Genomic DNA, 19,770 nt, shown 5'->3' on the forward strand with positions numbered 1-19,770 from the left:
AGATATGATCTTAAAAGCCATCATGATCCATACTCAATGGTTCATTCCGTAACCGTGCCATTTCCAGCCGGGCATAACGATGCTCAACAAATTCGTAGACATTGGTCGCCAATGCCAATTTATAAAAGTGCAGTGCCTGTTCTGCCTGGCCCTGATGACTATGCCACTTGGCCACATAAAAATAGGCTTCGCACAACCGTTCGGCGAGCTGTCTCGGGTTGTTCAGATCGACTGCAACGCTATACAGCAACTCTGTCTGATTAATGTTTCCCAGCAAGAAATCAGCAATATTGACTCCCCACTGATCAGCAGACATCTCTAAGCGATGCATGGCTAATTGTTGCTGCGCACTCTCGGCATCAAGTTCGTATTGAGCCAGATACAACCATATAGCACGATAAGGATCGGTTGGTTTCAACTGATGGAAGGCAGTGAAATCGTACACGGCTAAATCAACACGCTCTGCGTAATACAATGCCAAAGCCCGATTCAGGTAAGCAAAGTCGTACTCAGGGTCCAGCTCCAACACGGAATCAAATGCTTCGTAGGCCTGATCAAAGTTTCCTGCCAGCGTGTGGTGGATCCCCATGAAATTGTAGGCACCAGCCATATCCGGTTGCAATCGAAGCGCTCGCATAAAGTCAAAACGCGCCAATGCCGTAAGCCCTACACTTTCGTACATCACACCGCGATCATAGAACAACTGCGCCGATTGTGTATCGGTCAGTTCAGCACGGTTGAGAATTTCAGACAGACGAGCAATAGCAACTTCGGTACGCTGAGCCACAGGTAAAGGCTCAGGTGTCAACCAGTAGGATGGCTCAGGGTTGTGCATGGATGCACAACCACTAAGCCCCAGCAGCAGGATGGCACCTGCTGCTGAGCGAAGCCACATCGCCAGATCAGGCATCGGCATTTTCAGCCGGAGCATCCTGCTTGCTTTGTGCTTCTTTGATACTCAGGCGCACACGGCCCTGCTTATCAACTTCCAGTACTTTTACTTTTACTTTCTGCCCCATGCTCAGGTGATCAGACACGGTGTTCACACGCTCTTCAGCGATTTGTGAAATGTGTACCAGACCATCTTTACCAGGTAGTACATTGACGAAAGCACCGAAATCAACGATACGTACCACTTCGCCGTCGTATATACGACCAACTTCCAGCTCAGCGGTGATCAGCATCACCTTATCGATAGCAACCTGAGCCGCCTGGCTGTTGGTTGCAGCGATTTTGATAGTACCGTCATCTTCAATTTCAATGTTACAGCCTGACTCTTCCGTGATCTGACGGATCACTGCACCACCTTTACCAATCACATCACGGATTTTCTCAGGATTGATTTTCAAGGTATAGATGCGGGGAGCATGCTCTGACAACTCTTCACGGTGCGACGAAATTGCCTGATCCATCACTTGCAAAATATGCAGACGTGCGGCTTTAGCTTGTTTCAGGGCAATCTGCATGATGTCACGAGTAATACCATCGATTTTGATGTCCATTTGCAGCGCAGTAATCCCTTCGGTAGTACCCGCTACTTTAAAGTCCATATCGCCTAAGTGATCTTCATCACCCAAGATATCGGACAGAACCACAAAGTCATCACCTTCTTTAACCAGACCCATGGCAATACCAGCCACAGAGGCTTTAATCGGTACACCAGCATCCATCATGGCCAATGAAGAACCACAGACAGAAGCCATTGAGCTTGAACCATTGGACTCAGTGATTTCAGACACCAAACGAACCGTGTATGGGAAATCATCAAACGCTGGCATTACAGCTTGCACACCACGCTTGGCCAAACGACCATGGCCGATTTCGCGACGCTTAGGTGAGCCAACCATACCGGTTTCGCCAACACAGTAAGGAGGGAAGTTGTAATGCAGCATGAAGTAATCTTTCTTCTCGCTCAGCAAATCATCGACATTCTGTGCATCACGTGCTGTACCTAGAGTACAGGTTACTAACGCCTGCGTTTCACCACGGGTAAACAACGAAGAACCATGAGTACGTGGCAGTACGCCCGTCATTACGCTTAATGCGCGGACCATATCTGGTTCACGACCATCGATACGCGGCTCACCAGCGATGATGCGGCTACGTACGGTTTTGCTTTCCAAATCATGGAAGACATCGCCAACTTCATGGTCATCTAGGCTCTCGCCTTCAGCCAAATCAGCAGTCAGTTTTGCAACCAAGTCGGCTTTAATTTCTTTGATGCGGTCGTAACGCTTGGCTTTCTCGGTGATCTGGTACGCTTCACTCAGCGCAGCAGCACAATGGGCCTTTACGGTTTCAATCAGCGGCTCGTTTTTCGCCGGAGCTTGCCAATCCCACACTGGCTTGCCTGCTTCTGCTTTTAACTCATTGATTGAGTTAATCGCAACCTGCATTTGCTCGTGGCCATAGACCACAGCACCTAGCATGATGTCTTCCGACAACAGGTTGGCTTCAGATTCGACCATTAATACTGCTTTGTCGGTACCTGCAACCACCAAATCCAGCTTACTTTCTTTCAGCTCAGCTTCTGATGGGTTTAGCACATACTGCTCATTGATATAACCAACACGAGCAGCACCGATAGGGCCAGCAAATGGAATACCAGATAAAGCTAATGCTGCTGAAGTACCCAGCAAAGCAACAATATCTGGTTGAATTTCAGGCTGAACCGATACCACGGTCGCAATGACCTGAACTTCATTGGTGAAGCCTTCAGGAAACAACGGACGGATTGGACGGTCAATCAGACGGCAAACTAAGGTTTCACCTTCAGAAGGACGGCCTTCACGCTTGAAAAAGCCACCAGGAATACGGCCAGCTGCATACATTTTTTCTTGATAGTTCACCGTTAACGGGAAGAAATCCTGACCCGGTTTCGGTTGTTTTTTGCCAACAACGGTCACTAAAACTGAGGTATCGCCGATGCTGGCTAATACCGCCGCATCTGCTTGACGTGCAATAACGCCAGTTTCTAAAGTACAAGTGTGTTGACCAAAAGGGAATGATTTAATGATAGGTGTCACGTGGTTTTTCCTTACTCTCATAACGCCTTATGGCGCATTATCTCTGTCTATCGTTTATTTCCGGCTTAGTATACTCTGTAACTGTGACAAAAAGAAGCGATGCACATAGCTTTGCGGCAAAATCTACCGGGCAAAGTTCAATGCATCATCGCCATCACTTCGCGCAAAGTCATGCGGCAAAAGCCTTAGTCCTTGCCTATTCCATCGATTCGTAAGTTTTTCTCCTCTTTTTCGATGAAAACTGCAGAAAAATCATCGAAATCATAATATAATGCCGCCACGTTTGTGCACAGGCCCTCATGAATGATTATTGGTCTATAGCACCAATCACGTAGAGGACTGAATTAGTTCAAATTTTCACCCAAGTTTAGGTTCATTTAACTTATAGAGACTACTATGTCAGCAGATTTATCCTTATACAGAAACATTGGTATCTTCGCCCACGTCGATGCCGGCAAAACCACCACTACCGAGCGTATCTTAAAACTGACCGGTAAAATCCATAAGTTAGGTGAAGTTCACGAAGGTGAATCAACGACCGACTTCATGGAGCAGGAAGCAGAGCGTGGTATTACTATCCAGTCAGCAGCCGTTAGCTGTTTCTGGAAAGGCTACCGCTTCAACGTCATCGATACCCCGGGACACGTTGACTTCACCGTTGAAGTATATCGTTCATTAAAAGTATTGGATGGCGGTATCGGTGTATTCTGTGGCTCAGGCGGTGTTGAACCACAGTCAGAAACCAACTGGCGTTATGCCAACGATGCTGAAGTATCTCGTCTGATTTTCGTGAACAAGCTGGATCGGGTCGGTGCTGACTTTATCCGCGTGACCGAACAGGTGAAAAAGGTTTTAGGTGCTCAACCACTGATCATGACCTTGCCTATCGGCCGTGAAGATACCTTCACTGGTGTGGTTGATCTGTTAACTGAAAAAGCCTACGTATGGGATAATACCGGCCAGCCAGAAAACTTTGAAATCCAGGACATTCCAGCTGATATGGCTGATGATGTGGCTATGTACCGTGAGCAGATGGTTGAAACGGCACTTGAGCAAGATGACGATCTGTTAATGGCTTATATGGATGGTGAGCAACCTTCTATCGAAGACATTCAGCGTTGTATCCGTAAAGGTACCCGTGACTTGGCATTCTTCCCAACGTACTGTGGTTCCGCCTTTAAAAACAAAGGTATGCAATTACTGCTAGATGCCGTTGTTGATTATCTGCCTAGCCCAACTGAAGTTATTCCGCAGCCGCTGACTGACGAAGAAGGCAATGAGAACGGCGAGCATGCTATCGTGTCTGCAGATGAGCCATTCCGCGCTTTAGCGTTTAAGATCATGGATGACCGTTTCGGTGCCCTGACCTTTATCCGCATCTACTCTGGTGTATTAAACAAGGGTGATACTATCCTGAACTCATTCACCGGTAAAACAGAGCGTATCGGCCGTATGGTTGAAATGTACGCTGATGAGCGTATTGATCTGACCACAGCTCAGGCTGGTGACATCATTGCTCTGGTTGGTATGAAAAATAACACCCAGACTGGCCACACGCTGTGTGATCCTAAGCACCCTTGTACGCTTGAGCCAATGGTCTTCCCAGAGCCTGTTATTTCTATCTCGGTAACGCCAAAAGACAAAGGTTCTGTTGAGAAAATGGGTATCGCTATCGGCAAGATGGTCTCTGAAGATCCTACCTTCCGCGTTGAAACCGATGTTGACTCAGGTGAAACCATCCTGAAAGGCATGGGTGAATTGCACTTGGATATCAAAGTAGACATCTTAAAGCGTACCTATGGTGTTGAATTAGTCGTAGGCCAGCCTCAGGTTGCTTACCGCGAAACCATCACTCGTGCCATTGAAGATACTTATACCCACAAGAAGCAATCTGGTGGTTCAGGTCAGTTTGGTAAAATCGATTACCATATTCGTCCGGGCGAGCAAAACTCTGGCTTTACGTTCAAATCCACCGTCGTGGGCGGTAGCGTACCAAAAGAGTTCCTGCCTGCGATCGAAAAAGGCTTCGAGTCCATGATGTCAACCGGTACGCTAGCTGGCTTCCCAGTGTTAGACGTAGAAGTTGAAGTGTTTGATGGTGGCTTCCACGCCGTCGATTCATCCGCTATCGCGTTTGAAATCGCTGCTAAAGGCGCTTTCCGTCAGTCCATGCCAAAAGCAGGCGCTCAGCTGCTTGAGCCGATCATGAAAGTTGACGTGTTCAGCCCGGAAGACAACGTCGGTGATGTTATCGGTGACTTAAACCGTCGTCGCGGCATGATCTCTGGTCAAGAAGCTGGTGCCACTGGCGTTCGCATCAAAGCAGATGTGCCGTTGTCAGAAATGTTTGGCTATATCAGTACCCTGCGTACCATGACTTCAGGCCGTGGTCAGTTCTCTATGGAGTTCTCGCACTACGCACCATGCCCGGCCAACGTAGCAGAAGCCGTGATCGCAAAAGAAAAAGAAAAGAAAGCCGCTCTCGCTAAAAACTAAGCGGTAGCTGCTGTCAAAAAGCCCTGCCAGAGTGATCTGACAGGGCTTTTTTATGCCCGGTATTTACTCTTTGCATCATTCACGGATTCCCCACGAGGTGCTGAGCTCCGAGTTGAGGGCTAGCTTCGCTGCCAGTGTCATACTGTATCTGCTGAGCATCATGTCATTGCTGCAGATGTGGTTTTAGGGCAGCTGTTTTTCAGGCACAAAAAAAGGGCTGAATCAGCCCTTTTCTTTTTACGCTTTGGATTAACGACGTAAGCCAAGACGTTTGATCAAGTCTGCATAGCGGCTTTGATCTTTACCTTTCAGGTAATCCAGCAATTTACGACGCTGGCTAACCATACGCAATAAGCCACGACGTGAATGGAAGTCATGCTTGTGGTCAGCGAAGTGACCTTGCAGGTGATTGATGTTTGCAGTTAACAAAGCAACCTGCACTTCAGGTGAGCCGGTGTCACCTTCTTTTTGTGCGTAATCAGCAACGATTTGTGCCTTTTCAGCAACAGTTAAAGCCATAATAAAACTCCAATCCTGAGTGAATTAATAAAAGTATTGCTGCCGATCACTCATTCAGCGAACAATAAAGCGCGCGTATTGTACCATGCAGACTTTGCTTTACAAGATCTATTCGACGACAAGCTACTCATGATTGAAATTGAGTAAGCGCCGGGGCAGCAACTGCGATTCCACGCAGCGGCCGATGCCGAGAAAATCAGCTTGTTCCGAATACAAACGTATCGCATCCGCCTCAGCATGTTCAATCGAAAACGACTGACCATGCTGAATTCTCTTCTGTTGCTCTACGTTTAGTTGTAGGCTTGGTAAGCCATGCAGCGCCGTATCCATCGGCAATAGCAATCCATCCAGTGCAGTAAAGTCGTACTCGGCATGACAGGTTTCAGCCATTGATTCCAGCAGCGGTAATGGCTGCATGGCCTCGGCTTGAAAAGGCCCCACCTGAGTGCGATGCAAGGCGCTGACATAAGCACCACAGCCTAAAGCCTCGCCCAAATCATCAATCAAGGTGCGAATGTAGGTGCCTTTGCTGCAATGCACAATAAAGTCAGCCTCAGTCGTTGCAGCGGTTTGTCGCAAGGCCAACAACTCAAAGCGAAAAATGGTGATGGGCCTGGCTTCACGCGGCACGCTGATGCCCTGACGGGCGTATTTGTAGAGCGGCTGGCCCTGATGCTTTAGTGCCGAAAACATGGTCGGCACTTGCTGGATAGCACCACGAAAGGGCTGCATCGCTTGCTCAAGCTGCACCTGATCGAACTGCACCGGGCGCTCACTCACGACCTCACCTGCGGCATCGCTGGTATCGGTGCGGATGCCAAAACGGGCACTGACCTGATAGGTTTTATCGGTATCGAGTAAGAACTGGCTGAACTTGGTCGCTTCACCAAAACAAAGCGGCAATAAACCACTGGCTAACGGGTCCAAGGCACCGGTGTGACCGGCTTTCTTGGCCTGATACAGCCAGCGTACCTTTTGCAAAATGCCGTTGCTGGTGAAATCCAACGGTTTATCCAACAGTAGAATGCCGTCCACGGCGCGGCGTTTACGCTGTTGTGTCATCTAATCGTTGTTTCCCGGCTCTGAATGCCCTGCTGCTGCAGAACCCGACTGTTGGTCTTGCTCGTCAGTCTGCTCGCTATCCACATCGCTCTTCGGGCGTTTGGCCTCATCGGAACGACGAGCCGATTCAACCAGCGCAGCCATACGGATCCCTTCATCCAGCGTGCTGTCGTAATAAAACTGTACCTGAGGCACGATACGGGTCTGGATACGCTTGCCAATTAAGCTGCGAATAAAGCCTTTGGCTTCATTTAAAATCTTAATGTTTTCTTTCACTTTTTCCGGGTCTAGCCCTAAAAAGGTGAGGTAAATTTTCGCGTACGACAAATCACGCGAGACATCGACCTCTGACACCGTAATCATAGTGTGCAGGCGTGGATCTTTAATTTCGCGTTGGAAAATCACGGCCAGTTCTTTTTTCAACTGCTGTGATAACCGGTCGACACGGGAGAATTCTTTATGTGCCATCTTTTACTTTTCCTTTAGACAAAAACACCACCAGCAACCGTAATTGCTGATGGTGTTCTGGCAAGAGCGGGTTACAGCGTCCGTTCGACCTGAACCACCTCAAAGACTTCGATTTGGTCGCCTTCGCGAACATCGTTGTAGTTTTTCACACCGATACCACATTCGAAACCATTCTTCACTTCATTGACGTCATCTTTGAAGCGACGCAGAGATTCTAACTCACCTTCGTAGATCACCACGTTGTCACGCAGTACACGGATTGGTGCATTGCGTTTAATCACCCCTTCAGAGACGATACAACCAGCGATGGCACCGAATTTCGGTGAGCGGAATACATCCCGCACCTGCGCCAGACCAATGATCTGCTGCTTGAACTCAGGTGCAAGCATACCGGTCATAGCAAGCTTCACTTCATCCAGCAATTCATAGATGATGCCGTAGTAGCGTAGATCCAAACCTTCTTCTTCAACAATACGACGAGCAGAACCATCTGCACGCACGTTAAAGCCGATGATGATGGCTTGTGAAGCTGCCGCCAGACTGACGTCAGTTTCGGTGATCCCACCGACACCACTACCGACAATCTTGATTTTCACTTCATCGGTAGACAGTTTCGCCAAGGCTTCGTTGATGGCTTCTACTGAACCCTGTACATCGGCTTTTAGCACGATATTCAGTTCAGACACATCGCCATCAGACATGTTGGCAAACATGTTTTCCAGTTTCGATTTTTGCTGACGAGCCAGTTTGACATCGCGGAACTTGCCTTGACGGTACAAAGCTACTTCACGCGCTTTACGCTCATCTTTTACCACGGTGACTTCGTCACCCGCTTGCGGCACGCCGGATAAACCGAGAATTTCAACCGGGATCGATGGGCCAGCCAGTTTCACATCACGGCCATTTTCATCGCGCATGGCACGAACTTTACCGTATTCGAAACCACACAAGACGACATCACCCTGATTCAGCGTACCTTCCTGTACCAGGATAGATGCCACCGGACCACGCCCTTTATCAAGACGGGATTCAATCACCACGCCACGAGCTAAACCAGTTTTAACTGCAGTTAGTTCCTGAATTTCAGCTAAATCGAGCACCGCATTCAGCAGCTGATCGATACCAGTTCCCGCTTTGGCCGATACCGGCACAAACTGGGTATCACCGCCCCACTCTTCTGAAATAACATCGTACTGAGACAGTTCGTTACGAACCCGATCTGGATCTGCTTCTGGCTTATCCATTTTGTTGACGGCAACAATCAAAGGCACATTCGCTGCTTTGGCATGCTGAATGGCTTCTTTGGTTTGTGGCATCACACCATCATCGGCTGCTACCACCAAAATGACGATATCGGTGGCTTTGGCACCACGGGCACGCATCGAGGTAAAGGCTGCGTGACCTGGTGTATCCAGGAACGTCACCATACCGCGATCGGTATCTACATGATAAGCACCAATGTGCTGGGTAATACCACCCGCTTCGCCGTCAGCAACCTTGGCTTTACGGATGTAATCAAGTAAAGATGTTTTACCATGGTCAACGTGACCCATTACGGTCACAACTGGAGCGCGAGGTTCAACTTCACCTACATCGCCACGTTCTGACATGACAAACTCTTCCAGCTCGTTCTCTTTGGTCAGGACAAACTTATGGCCCATTTCTTCACAAACAATGGCCGCCGTTTCCTGATCGATCACCTGATTAATGGTTGCCATGGCGCCCATTTTCATCATGGTTTTAATGACTTCAGATGCCTTCACTGCCATCTTCGCAGCCAGCTCAGCTACCGTGATGGTTTCACCGATGCGAACTTCGCGCTCGACCGGTTGAGCTGGTTTATTAAAACCATGCTGCATGCTGGTCGGTGTTTTTTTCTTCTTGCTATGACGATTGGCACGATTAAATGCCTCACGGTCATTGCGTTCATCTTTCTTTTTGCCTTTGGTAGCCGTAGCTTTTTTCGCAGGTGTGCTGCGACGACCAGCTCGCTCTTCGCGCGCATCGACTTCGTCTTCTGCTTGCTTGGCAAATTCGTTGCTAGTCAGGTGGTAATCGCCATCTTCAGCACCTTTCTTCGCTTTTTCTTCCTGTTCCCAACGTTCACGGTTTTCTTCAGCCAGACGCTTCGCTTCTTCCGCTTGCTTCTTGGCTTCTTCTTCCAGTTTACGCAGAGTTTCCGCTTCTTGTTGCTGCTTTAAGCGATCCGCTTCTTTGCGGGCTTCTTCACGAGCAGCACGACGAGCGGCTTCTTCAGGGTCATCTTTTTTCAAGTCGTCACGGCGCTTGGCTTCCGCTTTACGTTCAGCTTCTTCTTTTGCACGACGGTCCGCATCAGCTTTCGCTTTACGCTCCGCATCCTGACGCTGTTGTTCTGCTCTGGCCGCTTCGACTTTGGCTTTTTCTTCAGCCAAACGAGCTTCATCCTGAGCTTTTTGTGTCGCCTCATCCAGCATAGGCTTTTTAATGTAGGTTTTCTGACGACGAACTTCGACCGTGACTTCACGATTACGGCCAGCACCACCTGAAACACTGAGCGTACTCTTCTCTTTCCGCTTTAGCGTTAATTTAGATGGAGTTGATGACTCCGCACCATGCTGACGGCTCAAATGCTGCAGCAAAGTCCGTTTTTCGTCTTCAGTGACCATTGCGCCAGCTGCTTTAGTAATGCCTGCATCAGAAAATTGTTGCACTAAACGATCAACAGTTGTTCCTACATCTGTGGCGAGCTTTTCAATTGTGACATCTGCCATATAAGTTGTTACCTCCGTTGATCCATTAATTTTCTTCGCTGAACCAGACAATATTTCTGGCGGCCATAATCAGCGCAGCGGCCTGTTCTTCCGGCATTTCTGCCAAATCTAGTAAATCATCCACACCTTGATCGGCTAAGTCATCAAGAGTAATCACTCCTTTGCTAGCCAGTACATACGCGGTATGGGTATCCAGACCATCCAGCGCTAATAACGCCTCTGATGGTTTGGCCCCCTCAAGGGATTCTTCTGATGCCAACGCCTGAGTAGTCAGATATGCTTTAGCACGGCTACGCAATTCATTGACAATATCTTCGTCAAAACCATCGATAGACAACAACTCAGATAACGGCACATAGGCAATTTCTTCCAGTGTTGCAAAACCTTCATCTACCAACACGGCAGCGAAATCTTCATCAAGTTCCAGCGTCGACATAAAGAGGTCCATGACCTTGCTGCTTTCTTCCTGATGTTTCTTCTGCATGTCTTCAACCGTCATCACATTCAGTTCCCAGCCGGTTAACTGACTGGCTAAACGAATGTTCTGACCATTGCGGCCAATGGCCATCGCCAGGTTGCCTTCTTCGACGGCAATATCCATGGAATGTGAATCTTCATCCACAATGATGGAAGCGACTTCGGCTGGCGCCATGGCGTTAATAACAAACTGAGCATCGTTGTCATCGTATAGGACGATATCGACCCGCTCACCACCCAGCTCACCAGAAACGGCTTGCACACGTGAACCACGCATACCAACACAAGCGCCAACCGGATCGATACGACGGTCATTGCTTTTCACGGCTATTTTAGCACGCGAGCCTGGATCACGGGCGGCGCCACGCAATTCAATCATTTCTTCGCCAATCTCTGGCACTTCAATGCGGAATAATTCGATCAGCATTTCCGGACGTGTCCGGCTCAAAAACAACTGAGCACCACGAGCGTCTGGTTTGACCTCAAACAACAAGGCACGCAGACGGTCGCCTGAACGATAGGTTTCACGCGGTAACATATGCTCACGGGTTAACAAGGCTTCTGCGTTGTTTCCCAAATCAACGATAATGTTTTCGCGATTGGCTTTTTTCACGATACCCGTGACCAATTCACCAACCTGATCCAAATACGCTTCGACCACTTGAGACCGCTCTGCTTCACGCACTTTCTGTACGATCACTTGCTTGGCCATCTGAGTGGTAATACGATCAAATACGATGGAATCGATTTGTTCTTCGACGTAATCCCCTACGTTCAACTCTGGCTCTTCATACTGAGCGGCTGATAAGGTGATTTCGCGATAAGGATATTCTACCGGCTGATCATCAGGGATCACCTGCCAGCGACGGAAGGTATCAAAAGAACCGGTTTTACGATCGATACTGACCCGTACTTCAATGTCGCCTTCATTTTTCTTTTTGGTGGCTGCTGCTAATGCAAACTCAAGTGCCTCAAAGATCTTCTCTCTGGGCACTGACTTTTCATTGGAAACCGCATCAACAACTAATAAGATTTCTTTTGCCATTTTAGTGCTGCCTCTGTTGGACCTGCCTGAAATTAAAAGGTAGGTACAATATTTGCTTTTTCAACATTATCCATCAGCAAACGGAACTGCTTGCCATCGATCTCTAACACCAACATATCCTGCTCAATGGCAGTTAGTTTCCCTTTAAACTTGCGACGACCATCCTGAGGAATGGCCAGCTTCAATTCTACTTTTTCGCCAATGGCTTTGGTAAAATGCTCCAGGGTGAATAAAGGACGATCCAACCCCGGAGATGAAACCTCTAATAAATACTCATGCGCAATAGGATCTTCGACATCCATCAGAGCGCTGACTTCGCGACTGACTTTTGCACAATGCTCAACGGTGACACCGTCTGGATGATCGATGTATAAACGCAATGTCGAATGCCGACCCGCGCGAACAAACTCGACGCCAAGCAATTCGAAGCCTGCAGCTTCGATAGTGGGTCCTAACAGTTCAACTAACTGCTGTTCCTGCTTCGCCAAAAAAACCTCCGGATACAATAGCTGTAACTTGGGTAACAGCCATTAATCAAAACAAATAAAAAATGGGCTAATCGCCCATTCTACAAACCTGGTTTGCAGATATAAAAACGCCCCGAACAAGCGGGGCGAAATGCTATATCCGTAAGCACTGATTTATCGCCAAAATCAATGCTAAATTAATCGTGGCGAGCATCAGTACTGACGATCGCTCCACAGCTCGGTGACTGTGAACCTTCTCAAGAAATAATGAGAATTGGTTGCGGGAGCCGGATTTGAACCGACGACCTTCGGGTTATGAGCCCGACGAGCTACCAGGCTGCTCCATCCCGCGTCCGTAATGGCAGCTATTATATAGCTGAGAACATGTTATCGCAAGGGCCAACTTAGTTTTTATCGCTGAATACCCTTGGAATTTTGGTGCCGAGAGCGGGACTTGAACCCGCACGTCCGAAGACACTACCCCCTCAAGATAGCGTGTCTACCAATTTCACCACCTCGGCAAAGACTGATTAATTTCCGACTGGGATTTCATCCGTTGGAATGGTTGGCACTGAGTCGCTCATAGGAACTGAGAGATCTTGCCATTCATCAACTTGTTTGGTCTGACTTGAGCTGTAGTTACCCAACACGATGCTTAATACGAAAAAAAGTATCGCAAGTATCGTGGTTGCTTTGGTAAGGAAGTTGCCCTGACCGGCAGAACCGAATACTGTGGAAGATGCACCTGCACCAAAAGCAGCGCCCATATCAGCGCCTTTGCCATGTTGGATCAAAATCAGACCAATCAATGACAGAGCGATCAGTAAATACACCACCATAAAGACTTCAAACATAAATTAATCCTTTGCGCTTCGGCAAATTTCTAAAAATTCAGCAGGTTTCAAACTAGCGCCACCAACGAGGCCGCCATCGATATCTGCTTCGTTAAACAGGGCCGCAGCATTACTTGCGTTGACACTACCACCATACAAAATACGTACCTTGCTGGCGGCTACTGTATCGTAACGAGCGAGCAGTTGACGAATAGCAGCATGCGCTTGCTGTGCTTGCTCTGGTGTCGCCGCTTCACCGGTGCCAATGGCCCAAACCGGCTCATAAGCAATGACCGATTTTGCCAGTAATTCGGGATGCGAAGCATACACTGCAGCTAATTGTTTCGCAAGCACCTCGGTGGTTTTTTCTTGTTGCCGTTGCTGTAAGTTTTCGCCAACACAAAACACAGGGATCAAGCCTGTAGCGACTGCTTGTTGTACCTTCGCCAGCAGGATATCATCATCTTCAGAGAATAAACTACGTCGTTCTGAGTGACCAACCAATACATAACGTGCGCCGGCTTGTAATAGCAACGAAGCGCTTAGCTCTCCGGTGTATGCACCGGCATCGTACTGACTAAGGTTTTGTCCACCTAAAGCGATGGCGGTACCTTGAGGAAACAATGGTAGCAAGGTTGCGGGTGGGCAGATCATCACATCCACTGCGGTGAAATCGACAACCGCTAATGAATGCGTCATGTCATCGACCAAGGCTTTGCTGCCATTCATTTTCCAATTGGCTGCTACCAGAGGTTTTCGTTGAGTCATGCCGCATCCTTATTATTTTCACCGTGAAGATAGTACGCAAAGCAGTAAAGCATCTCAAGTAAAGATGCTTTACTAACCTACTAACTGGCTATTTTAACCGCATTGGCAATTTCGTGGGCATAAGCTTCGACTTCTGCCTGCTGCTCACCTTCCACCATCACTCGGATTAACGGCTCGGTGCCAGACTTACGGATTAACACCCGGCCTTTACCCGCCAGGCGCGCTTCGACATCCAAAATAGCCTGCTTCACATTTTGTTTTTCCAGTGGTGCAGAGCCCTTCTCAAATTTCACATTCACAAGCACCTGAGGTAGCTTGCTCATGCCTTGACTGATTTCAGCCAAACTTTGTTGGTCTTGAATCATCGCTGTCAGCACTTGCAGTGAGGCGATAATACCATCGCCGGTGCAGGTATGATCCAGGTTCAACACATGCCCCGAGTTTTCACCACCAATGCGCCAATCTTTTTCCCGCAATAACTCCATCACATAGCGATCACCTACTTGACTGCGGACGAATGGAATATCCAGCTCGGCTAAGGCCAACTCCAAACCCATGTTACTCATTAGCGTGCCAACCACTCCTCCGCGCAAGCGGTTCTGTTTTTGTGCAGCCCTGGCAATCAGATAAACAATTTCATCACCGTCAATGACACGGCCGGTATGATCGACCATCATCACCCGATCACCATCGCCATCATAGGCAATACCAAGATCAGCTTTTACATCCAATACTTTTTGCTGCAAGGCGGCGGTATGGGTCGCGCCGCATTCCGCATTGATATTTAGACCATTCGGCTGCACCCCTATCGTCGTGACGTCCGCTCCTAACTCACGAAACACGCTCGGCGCAATGTGATAGGTCGCTCCATGCGCACAGTCAATAACGATGTTGAGCCCTTTTAGTGACATATGGTTGGGCATATGGCTTTTGCAAAACTCGATGTAACGACCTGCTGCGTCGTCAACTCGGACCGCTTTACCTAATTGTTCTGAGGACACACAGACCATGCTTTGTTCCAGCTCATTTTCAATGGCAAGCTCCACCTCATCCGGCAACTTGGTGCCATCGGCGGAGAAGAACTTAATGCCATTATCATAATAAGGATTATGCGAGGCACTGATGACAATACCCGCTTCGGCTCGGAAGGTTCGTGTCAGATAGGCGACAGCAGGAGTCGGCATGGGACCTAACAGACGAACATCAATGCCAGCGGCCACTAAACCGGCTTCCAGTGCGGTTTCCAGCAGATAGCCTGAAATGCGAGTATCCTTACCGATCAATACAGTACGGGTACCACGCTTCGACAGGACTCGCCCTGCCGCCCAGCCTAACTTCATGGCAAATTCAGGCGTGATCGGAAATTCACCGACCTTGCCACGCACACCATCGGTACCAAAATACTTCCTGCTCATTGCTTTACTCCATTTAAAGAGGCCTGATTTAAAGTGGCCTGCACAACCTTGATGGCTTGAACCGTTGCTTTAACATCGTGCACCCGAATAATGGCTGCACCTTTCATGGCAGATATTGTGGCACAGGCCAGACTTCCTGCCAATCGCTCAGACAACGGAGCATCCAGTAGTTGACCAATCATTGATTTACGCGACATCCCTGCCAGCAAGGGACGCTTTAACTGCATAAAATGGTCAAAGTGCTGTAATAATTGATAGTTCTGCTGCAGCGTTTTACCAAAACCAAAACCTGGATCCAGTACAATCTGTTCAAGCTCGATGCCTGCTTGCTGACAAGCCTGCATGCGTTCGATAAAAAAATCCATCACGTCGGCAACCACATCCTGATACTCAGGCTGTTGTTGCATGGTTCTCGGCTCGCCTTGCATGTGCATTAAGCAGACTGGAACTCTCGCATTAGCTGCCGCCTCGAGTGCGCCAGGCGCTCTAAGTGCATAGACATCATTAATCATATCAGCGCCAGCCTGAACAGCAGCTGACATCACGTTGGCTTTACTGGTATCGATAGATAGGATGCAATCGAACTCGCGGCGCAATGCTTCGATAATGGGCAGTACGCGAGCCAGCTCTTCATCCAGACTGACTGGCTCAGAACCAGGCCGGGTCGACTCACCACCAATATCCAGTATGGTTGCGCCATCTTTCAGCATCTGTTCTGCCTGCCGTATAGCCGCATTCAGTGTCAAAAAACGACCGCCATCAGAAAATGAATCCGGCGTTACATTTAATATGCCCATCACTTGTGGCTGGCTAAGGTCCAACACACGCTGATGAGGTAAAGTTAATTGCATGATGTTAGTTCTCTATACCATTGGAAGGTTGGGTTCTCGCATCACATCTGCCGATGCAAAGCAAAAACCCCGGCAAGCCGGGGTTTGTTTCTTTACTTATAATTAATGCAGCTTGCCTTCGGATGGTTCTGCATCCGGGCCAATATCGGCTTCAGACTTCGAATCATCATCCGAGTCACTGTTCCCCTTGTCACGAGGCTCCCAATTCTCCGGGTCCCGTACCGGGCGACGCTCCATTAAATCGTCAATTTGCTTCGCATCGATGGTTTCATACTTCATCAAAGCATCTTTCATCGAGTGCAGTACATCCATGTTTTCTTTAACCAGTTTATAAGCACGATCGTAATTGCGGTCGATAAAGGCGCGGATCTCAGCATCAATGGCTTTGACTGTTTCTTCCGACATGTGCTTGTTTTTCGAAACTGAACGTCCCAAAAATACTTCACCGTCTTCATCAGCATACAATAGTGGCCCCAGCTTTTCTGAGAAACCCCATTGTGTCACCATTTTTCGAGCCAAATCGGTAGCCCGTTCAATATCATTGGAGGCACCGGTTGTGACCATTTCAGAACCATAGATCACATCTTCAGCAATACGGCCACCAAACAAGGAGCTGATCATACTTTCCAACTGTTGCTTGCTGTGACTGACTCTATCTCGCTCAGGCAAGTACATAGTAACGCCTAAGGCACGACCACGTGGAATGATGCTCACTTTGTACACTGGATCATGCTCTGGAACCAAGCGGCCGACAATCGCATGGCCGGCTTCATGATAAGCCGTCATTTCTTTCTCTTTTTCGGTCATCACCATGGAGCGGCGCTCTGCTCCCATCATGATTTTATCTTTGGCTTTTTCAAACTCATCCATCGAGACGGTACGACGATTACCACGAGCTGCAAAAAGTGCAGCCTCATTCACTAAGTTGGCTAAGTCAGCACCCGAGAAACCAGGGGTACCTCGCGCAATCACCGAAGGCTCAACATCATCGCCTAATGGGACTTTGCGCATATGCACTTTCAAGATTTGCTCACGGCCTTTCACATCCGGTAAACCAACCACGACTTGACGATCGAAACGGCCCGGACGTAACAAAGCAGGGTCTAGTACATCAGGGCGGTTGGTTGCTGCAATTACAATAATACCTTCATTGCCATCAAAACCATCCATTTCAACCAGCATTTGGTTCAGTGTTTGCTCACGTTCATCATGCCCACCGCCTAAACCAGCACCGCGTTGGCGACCAACCGCATCAATCTCATCGATGAAGATAATGCATGGAGCTGCTTTTTTCGCTTGATCAAACATGTCACGTACACGAGACGCACCCACACCAACGAACATTTCAACGAAATCTGAACCGGAAATAGTAAAAAATGGGACTTTAGCTTCACCGGCAATGGCTTTTGCCAACAGGGTTTTACCAGTACCTGGCGGGCCTACCATCAAAATACCGGTAGGAATTTTGCCACCCAGCTTTTGAAAGCGCGATGGGTCTTTTAAATAATCGACCAGCTCACTGACTTCCTCTTTCGCTTCGTCACAGCCTGCAACATCAACAAAAGTGGTTTTGATCTGATCTTCGCCCATCAATTTGGCTTTACTTTTACCAAACGACATGGCGCCTTTGCCGCCACCACCTTGCATTTGGCGCATAAAGAATATCCATACCCCGATAAGCAGCAACATGGGGAACCAGGAAATAAAAATAGTGGCAAGCCAGCTACTCTCTTCTGGTGGAGTACCGACAATACGTACATCATGCTTGTACAAATCATCAATCAGTTTAGGATCGTTACCAGGGATCACGGTTTCAAAGCGATCACCACTGCGCTGAACTCCGGTAATAACACCTGAGCGCTCAATTTTCACTTCGCGGATCTGACGCTGCTCGACCTGCTTCAAAAATTGGTCGTAACTGGTCATCTGCTCAGCATTACCGCTGGGTCCAAAACTGTTGAATATCGACATCAGTACGACGGCAATCACCAGCCATACGATGAGATTTTTAGCCATATCACTCAAGGTTATAACCTCTTTCTTCCCGTTAAATTAAATCAGGCTACCTTACTGAAATTTGTAACCTGTCGCCACTATATACGCTTCTCTTGAGCGAGACCGCGAAGATTCTGGCTTCCGTGATTTCACTTTGGTAAAGACTTCGCGAACTGCCTGTAAGTAGTTTTCAAAACCATCACCATGAAATACTTTGACAACAAAACTACCGTTTTGCTTCAAAACTTGATGACACATATCCAAAGCGAGTTCGATCAAGTACATGGCTCTGGCTTGATCAGTCGTTTGGTTACCGCTCATATTCGGTGCCATATCCGATAATACCACATCTACGTTGCGACCTTCGATCCGGCTCAGTAATGCCTGCAAAACCGCATCTTCACGAAAGTCTCCCTGTAAAAAAGACACTCCAGGCAAGGGATCCATTGGCAGTATATCACAGGCAATCACCTGACCCGAAGGTTGCACCAACCGGGCTGCCATTTGCGACCAACTGCCGGGAGCTGAACCAAGATCCACCACCGTCATGCCTGGTTTGATGAGCTGATCTTGCTGCTGGATCGCTTCCAGCTTAAACGCTGCACGAGAACGTAGTCCTTGTTTTTGCGCTTTTTGCACGAAATGATCATCAAAATGCTCTTTCAGCCAGCGGGTTGAACTGGCAGAACGCTTTTTTCGGGTCATCTTACTACTCTGAAATGGTCATGTACTCAAGATGGCGGTACAATAGCATGAATTCAAGTTTAATTTGTGGAAATCGTATCAAGATGGCACTAAGCAATAAGCAAAAACAATTTTTAAAATCCAAAGCACACGACCTGAAGCCAGTGGTTTTGTTGGGCGGTAATGGTTTAACCGAGGGCGTCGTTGCTGAAATTGAGCAAGCACTCGATCACCATGAGTTGATTAAAATCAAAGTACCGGGTGAAGATCGTGAACAAAAAGTAGTGGTGATGGATGCCATTATCCGTGAAACCAAAGCTGAAAAAGTCCAGGTTATTGGAAAAACCTTGATCCTGTTCCGTCAGGCAAAAGAACCTAAGATCATTTTACCCAAAGCTTAAGCTCTTTGTTGTGGTTGCGGTTTCTGCTTAAAATAACCAGCCTGCTGTATGATTAAGCGGGCTGCAGCTTCATCTTCAACAACATGCTTTTGATAATGCTCGGGCCGCTCACCTTCTGTTGCTTTGGCAAACTGCCAACGCAGTAACGGCTGCTCAGGCAACAACACCACACCCAAACGCAATTGTCGTTGTAAACACCAGTGCGTATTTTCCTGTAGCTGAGTAAATACATCCGCAGGACAAGCTTGCCAGTCTCTGGCATCCAGCACAATAGCCCACGGCTTGCCTGCCAAGGCATTTGCTTTGGTTCTTATATCAGCGATGTAATCTGCCACCGTCAGGCTGGTCCAGGTTCCGTTGGCCTTGACCCAAATCACTCGATCTTCAACTTCAATCTGAAATCGTTTTTTTCCTGACATACACACCTACTATTATTTCACACAGGCGACTAGTGTAGTCTCAGAAGCATGCAGATCAGGTCTGACCCCAGAAGGTTCTGCGATGAGCGCA

At 48.2% G+C, this 19,770-nt stretch carries 17 protein-coding genes and 2 tRNA genes; 2 read left to right on the forward strand and 17 right to left on the reverse strand.

Annotation, left to right across the window (positions count from 1 at the left end; all coding sequences use genetic code 11):
• Positions 1–10: 10 nt before the first annotated feature.
• Together nlpI and pnp are read right to left on the reverse strand one after the other, a co-directional pair.
• Entirely contained in the window at positions 11–931 is a 921-nt protein-coding gene (gene nlpI / locus Q3O60_RS12965; RefSeq protein WP_305894367.1) for a lipoprotein NlpI, read from the reverse strand.
• Positions 903–3,047, reverse strand: coding sequence for a polyribonucleotide nucleotidyltransferase (gene pnp / locus Q3O60_RS12970; RefSeq protein ID WP_369812672.1), 2,145 nt, complete (start codon positions 3,045–3,047; stop codon positions 903–905). Before pnp ends, nlpI begins: the two co-directional genes overlap by 29 nt.
• A gap of 375 nt (positions 3,048–3,422) precedes the next feature.
• On the opposite strand from pnp, the gene fusA reads away from it, so the two are divergent.
• A complete protein-coding gene (gene fusA / locus Q3O60_RS12975) occupies positions 3,423–5,522 on the forward strand; it encodes an elongation factor G (protein ID WP_305894369.1) in 2,100 nt (699 codons plus the stop codon).
• 249 nt (positions 5,523–5,771) lie between these two features.
• On the opposite strand, the gene rpsO is transcribed toward fusA, so the two are convergent.
• The 14 genes from rpsO to rlmE all read right to left on the reverse strand — a co-directional run bounded on the left by rpsO (position 5,772) and on the right by rlmE (position 18,880).
• Positions 5,772–6,041 carry a 30S ribosomal protein S15 gene (gene rpsO / locus Q3O60_RS12980; RefSeq protein ID WP_305894370.1) on the reverse strand — a complete coding sequence of 90 codons (270 nt, stop codon included), beginning with the start codon at positions 6,039–6,041 and terminating at the stop codon, positions 5,772–5,774.
• A 123-nt stretch (positions 6,042–6,164) separates the two neighbouring features.
• Positions 6,165–7,103: a tRNA pseudouridine(55) synthase TruB gene (gene truB / locus Q3O60_RS12985; protein WP_305894371.1), complete on the reverse strand. Its 939-nt coding sequence runs from the start codon at positions 7,101–7,103 to the stop codon at positions 6,165–6,167.
• Positions 7,104–7,571 (reverse strand): 30S ribosome-binding factor RbfA, encoded by a 468-nt coding sequence (gene rbfA / locus Q3O60_RS12990; RefSeq protein ID WP_305894372.1) that lies wholly within the window; start codon positions 7,569–7,571, stop codon positions 7,104–7,106.
• A 71-nt stretch (positions 7,572–7,642) separates the two neighbouring features.
• Positions 7,643–10,324: a translation initiation factor IF-2 gene (gene infB, locus Q3O60_RS12995; RefSeq protein ID WP_305894373.1), complete on the reverse strand. Its 2,682-nt coding sequence runs from the start codon at positions 10,322–10,324 to the stop codon at positions 7,643–7,645.
• A gap of 25 nt (positions 10,325–10,349) precedes the next feature.
• The gene (gene nusA, locus Q3O60_RS13000; RefSeq protein WP_305894374.1) at positions 10,350–11,846 is read right to left on the reverse strand and encodes a transcription termination factor NusA; all 1,497 of its coding nucleotides are present in this window, start codon (positions 11,844–11,846) and stop codon (positions 10,350–10,352) included.
• A gap of 32 nt (positions 11,847–11,878) precedes the next feature.
• Positions 11,879–12,334 (reverse strand): ribosome maturation factor RimP, encoded by a 456-nt coding sequence (rimP, locus tag Q3O60_RS13005; protein ID WP_305894375.1) that lies wholly within the window; start codon positions 12,332–12,334, stop codon positions 11,879–11,881.
• A 254-nt stretch (positions 12,335–12,588) separates the two neighbouring features.
• Positions 12,589–12,665 (reverse strand) — tRNA-Met (locus Q3O60_RS13010).
• Positions 12,666–12,749: 84 nt separating this feature from the next.
• Positions 12,750–12,834, reverse strand: a tRNA-Leu gene (locus Q3O60_RS13015).
• 9 nt (positions 12,835–12,843) lie between these two features.
• Positions 12,844–13,167 (reverse strand): preprotein translocase subunit SecG, encoded by a 324-nt coding sequence (secG, locus tag Q3O60_RS13020; protein ID WP_305894376.1) that lies wholly within the window; start codon positions 13,165–13,167, stop codon positions 12,844–12,846.
• Positions 13,168–13,170: 3 nt separating this feature from the next.
• Positions 13,171–13,914, reverse strand: a complete 744-nt coding sequence (gene tpiA / locus Q3O60_RS13025) for a triose-phosphate isomerase (protein WP_305894377.1) — start codon at positions 13,912–13,914, stop codon at positions 13,171–13,173.
• Positions 13,915–13,994: 80 nt separating this feature from the next.
• Complete coding sequence (gene glmM, locus Q3O60_RS13030; protein WP_305894378.1) at positions 13,995–15,329, reverse strand: phosphoglucosamine mutase; 1,335 nt, start codon at positions 15,327–15,329, stop codon at positions 13,995–13,997.
• Positions 15,326–16,180, reverse strand: coding sequence for a dihydropteroate synthase (gene folP / locus Q3O60_RS13035; RefSeq protein ID WP_305894379.1), 855 nt, complete (start codon positions 16,178–16,180; stop codon positions 15,326–15,328). Before folP ends, glmM begins: the two co-directional genes overlap by 4 nt.
• 102 nt (positions 16,181–16,282) lie before the next feature.
• Entirely contained in the window at positions 16,283–18,205 is a 1,923-nt protein-coding gene (gene ftsH / locus Q3O60_RS13040; protein WP_305894380.1) for an ATP-dependent zinc metalloprotease FtsH, read from the reverse strand.
• A gap of 42 nt (positions 18,206–18,247) precedes the next feature.
• The gene (gene rlmE, locus Q3O60_RS13045; protein WP_305894381.1) at positions 18,248–18,880 is read right to left on the reverse strand and encodes a 23S rRNA (uridine(2552)-2'-O)-methyltransferase RlmE; all 633 of its coding nucleotides are present in this window, start codon (positions 18,878–18,880) and stop codon (positions 18,248–18,250) included.
• 83 nt (positions 18,881–18,963) lie between these two features.
• Here rlmE and yhbY point away from each other — a divergent pair, with 83 nt between their 5' ends.
• A complete protein-coding gene (gene yhbY, locus Q3O60_RS13050; RefSeq protein WP_305894382.1) occupies positions 18,964–19,260 on the forward strand; it encodes a ribosome assembly RNA-binding protein YhbY in 297 nt (98 codons plus the stop codon).
• Here the strand turns inward: yhbY and Q3O60_RS13055 are convergent.
• A complete protein-coding gene (locus Q3O60_RS13055) occupies positions 19,257–19,679 on the reverse strand; it encodes a hypothetical protein (RefSeq protein ID WP_305894383.1) in 423 nt (140 codons plus the stop codon). The two genes, yhbY and Q3O60_RS13055, sit on opposite strands and share 4 nt — an antisense overlap.
• Positions 19,680–19,770 lie beyond the last annotated feature (91 nt).

The organism is Alkalimonas collagenimarina (assembly GCF_030717845.1).
Lineage (GTDB): Bacteria > Pseudomonadota > Gammaproteobacteria > Enterobacterales > Alteromonadaceae > Alkalimonas > Alkalimonas collagenimarina.

What these genes read in the sequence shown, in the direction of transcription:
- nlpI (WP_305894367.1), bottom strand. Translation starts at nt 931, where the DNA reads ATGCTCCGGCTGAAAATGCCGATGCCTGATCTGGCGATGTGGCTTCGC.
- pnp (WP_369812672.1), bottom strand. Translation starts at nt 3,047, where the DNA reads ATGAGAGTAAGGAAAAACCACGTGACACCTATCATTAAATCATTCCCT.
- fusA (WP_305894369.1), top strand. Translation starts at nt 3,423, where the DNA reads ATGTCAGCAGATTTATCCTTATACAGAAACATTGGTATCTTCGCCCAC.
- rpsO (WP_305894370.1), bottom strand. Translation starts at nt 6,041, where the DNA reads ATGGCTTTAACTGTTGCTGAAAAGGCACAAATCGTTGCTGATTACGCA.
- truB (WP_305894371.1), bottom strand. Translation starts at nt 7,103, where the DNA reads ATGACACAACAGCGTAAACGCCGCGCCGTGGACGGCATTCTACTGTTG.
- rbfA (WP_305894372.1), bottom strand. Translation starts at nt 7,571, where the DNA reads ATGGCACATAAAGAATTCTCCCGTGTCGACCGGTTATCACAGCAGTTG.
- infB (WP_305894373.1), bottom strand. Translation starts at nt 10,324, where the DNA reads ATGGCAGATGTCACAATTGAAAAGCTCGCCACAGATGTAGGAACAACT.
- nusA (WP_305894374.1), bottom strand. Translation starts at nt 11,846, where the DNA reads ATGGCAAAAGAAATCTTATTAGTTGTTGATGCGGTTTCCAATGAAAAG.
- secG (WP_305894376.1), bottom strand. Translation starts at nt 13,167, where the DNA reads ATGTTTGAAGTCTTTATGGTGGTGTATTTACTGATCGCTCTGTCATTG.
- tpiA (WP_305894377.1), bottom strand. Translation starts at nt 13,914, where the DNA reads ATGACTCAACGAAAACCTCTGGTAGCAGCCAATTGGAAAATGAATGGC.
- glmM (WP_305894378.1), bottom strand. Translation starts at nt 15,329, where the DNA reads ATGAGCAGGAAGTATTTTGGTACCGATGGTGTGCGTGGCAAGGTCGGT.
- folP (WP_305894379.1), bottom strand. Translation starts at nt 16,180, where the DNA reads ATGCAATTAACTTTACCTCATCAGCGTGTGTTGGACCTTAGCCAGCCA.
- rlmE (WP_305894381.1), bottom strand. Translation starts at nt 18,880, where the DNA reads ATGACCCGAAAAAAGCGTTCTGCCAGTTCAACCCGCTGGCTGAAAGAG.
- yhbY (WP_305894382.1), top strand. Translation starts at nt 18,964, where the DNA reads ATGGCACTAAGCAATAAGCAAAAACAATTTTTAAAATCCAAAGCACAC.
- Q3O60_RS13055 (WP_305894383.1), bottom strand. Translation starts at nt 19,679, where the DNA reads ATGTCAGGAAAAAAACGATTTCAGATTGAAGTTGAAGATCGAGTGATT.